The organism is Chamaesiphon sp. OTE_75_metabat_556 (genome assembly GCF_031378165.1).
Taxonomy (GTDB): domain Bacteria; phylum Cyanobacteriota; class Cyanobacteriia; order Cyanobacteriales; family Chamaesiphonaceae; genus Chamaesiphon.
In genome coordinates this window covers 1-1,893 of the sequence record NZ_JANNDR010000580.1, presented here as the reverse complement: position 1 = coordinate 1,893, position 1,893 = coordinate 1, and the positions used below count along the sequence as shown (strand labels likewise).

Genomic DNA, 1,893 nt, shown 5'->3' with positions numbered 1-1,893 from the left:
AGAAATTGTACGTGTGGTCAATGCTCGCCAGGATTTAGTAGGATTATTCGAGAGCGAGGAATAGCATATATCTCGAATTGAATTATTTTAAATTAAAGATCGATTTATTTACTGAAGATTCGATATCTGCGGTTTTTATTTAAATAGGTTATTATAGATTCATACTGTATTAAAATCTGAATTATGAAGCTTGATTCTTTACTATGGGGTTTAGCCAAAATCGTCGAAAATGGTGAATTAAAGAAAACGAAAGAAAATATCCTCGATGAAGCATCGCCAAAAATCCAAGAATTATTTGGTTTGATACAACGCAAGCTTCCTCAGACTAAAACAGCAAAATCTCTCGCAGCCAGACAATCACTCGATCGTATGCAGGTGGCAATCGATGTAGAGCCGATCGAGAAAGATCCAGAGTTAGTTAAATTATTAGCCGAATTTCAACCTCTAATCACTAAAGAATTGCGAGATAAGTTCGAGACAGAAGCCGCAAAAGCTTGGTTTGAAAATATTCTGTTGAGTCACGAGCAATTCAATAATCGATCGCAGGCAAATCAATTTAACGTTCCACATGTGACTTTAACCAATAGGTATTAGACCCTGGTTTACTGACAAAAGTCAGTAAACTAGCTAATCCTGTCAGGTTTTCACTTGCTAAGTATGTCTAGTAGTTGACTATCTCAACTCTAACAGTTGGGTAATATTCAGATTTCTCATCCTGCCGCGCCATCACTGGATCGAGTGTTGGGCTATATTAAGAATAAGAATGAAGAGTTCGATCGATATGCCCTGCCTTTGTAGTCGATCGCCACAATTGTGAATTTATGGATGCTAATCTCGATCGCAATGTCCTCGGTACCGAACTTCAGACTTGCTGTACCGACCCGATGACGGGGTTTTTTCGGACGGGAGTCTGTGCGACTGGCCCACAAGATCGCGGTACACACGTTGTTTGCGCGCGCGTGAGTGCCGAATTTTTGACATATACGCAAGCACAGGGCAACGATCTGAGCACCCCCGTTCCCGCTGCCAATTTTCCTGGCTTAAAACCGGGTGATAAATGGTGTCTGTGTGCGTCGCGGTGGCAACAAGCTCTAGAAGATGGCGTCGCGCCGCCAGTCGATTTGGCTGCCACTCATAGTGCCGCACTCAAGTTTGTGTCTTTGGCAGATCTTCAGCAACATGCGATTTCCTGATGAGCGATCAGTTCCCGATTGAAGTAGCGATCGCGATCCTGCCCTATGAGGGTAAGTTTTTGATGCAATTACGCGATAATATCCCGACGATTCTCTATCCAGGCTTATGGGGTTTATTTGGCGGACATATCGAAGCGGGTGAAACGCCAGAAGTAGCCGTCGAGCGGGAAGTATTAGAAGAAATCGGCTACCAACTCAAAGAGCCAAAAAAGTTTGCTTGTTATAGTGACGATCGCGTGATCAGACATATTTTCTATGCGCCTTTGACTGTCGATCTCGATCGCTTAGTTTTGACTGAAGGCTGGGATTTTGGGTTGATTACGCCCGCCCAAATCGAGGCTGGAGTTGCCTATTCGGCGATCGCAGGCGAAGAACGTCCGTTAGGGATAGTACATCAACAGATTATGCTGGACTTTATCGAATGGTGGAGTTAGTCGATCGAGATCGCTCTGCTGACTGAGTGATAGTCATCGTAACTGATATCCCGACGGTCATAATTAACATTGATTGTGGCGCAAATGCCAACAAGATTAGGTAGAAAAATGACAAAAATGAATAGATTAAAAAAGAAGTCATCCCAAGTCGGCGCGGCGATCGAGAATTTATGTGTGGATACCAAGACTGAATCAAAACAGATAACGTATAACTAATAACTAAAAAATTAGCTGCGACAGTCAATACTAATTCCCATTCTTCAGGA

General features: G+C 43.1%; 4 protein-coding genes. 3 read left to right on the top strand and 1 reads right to left on the bottom strand.

The window, feature by feature from the left end:
* Positions 1-183 precede the first annotated feature (183 nt).
* From RMO27_RS22870 to RMO27_RS22860, 3 genes are all read left to right on the top strand, one after another.
* Positions 184-594 (top strand): hypothetical protein, encoded by a 411-nt coding sequence (locus RMO27_RS22870; RefSeq protein ID WP_309736839.1) that lies wholly within the window; start codon positions 184-186, stop codon positions 592-594.
* Positions 595-821: 227 nt separating this feature from the next.
* Positions 822-1,193, top strand: a complete 372-nt coding sequence (locus RMO27_RS22865) for a DUF2237 domain-containing protein (protein ID WP_309736838.1) — start codon at positions 822-824, stop codon at positions 1,191-1,193.
* Positions 1,193-1,627, top strand: coding sequence for an NUDIX hydrolase (locus tag RMO27_RS22860; RefSeq protein ID WP_309736837.1), 435 nt, complete (start codon positions 1,193-1,195; stop codon positions 1,625-1,627). The genes RMO27_RS22865 and RMO27_RS22860 overlap by 1 nt, the downstream gene beginning before the upstream one ends.
* Here the strand turns inward: RMO27_RS22860 and RMO27_RS22855 are convergent.
* Positions 1,608-1,893, bottom strand: a 286-nt coding sequence (locus RMO27_RS22855) for a hypothetical protein (RefSeq protein WP_309736836.1), incomplete at its 5' end; no start/stop codon positions are given. The genes RMO27_RS22860 and RMO27_RS22855 overlap by 20 nt on opposite strands.

What these genes read in the sequence shown, in the direction of transcription:
- RMO27_RS22870 (WP_309736839.1), top strand. Translation starts at nt 184, where the DNA reads ATGAAGCTTGATTCTTTACTATGGGGTTTAGCCAAAATCGTCGAAAAT.
- RMO27_RS22865 (WP_309736838.1), top strand. Translation starts at nt 822, where the DNA reads ATGGATGCTAATCTCGATCGCAATGTCCTCGGTACCGAACTTCAGACT.
- RMO27_RS22860 (WP_309736837.1), top strand. Translation starts at nt 1,193, where the DNA reads ATGAGCGATCAGTTCCCGATTGAAGTAGCGATCGCGATCCTGCCCTAT.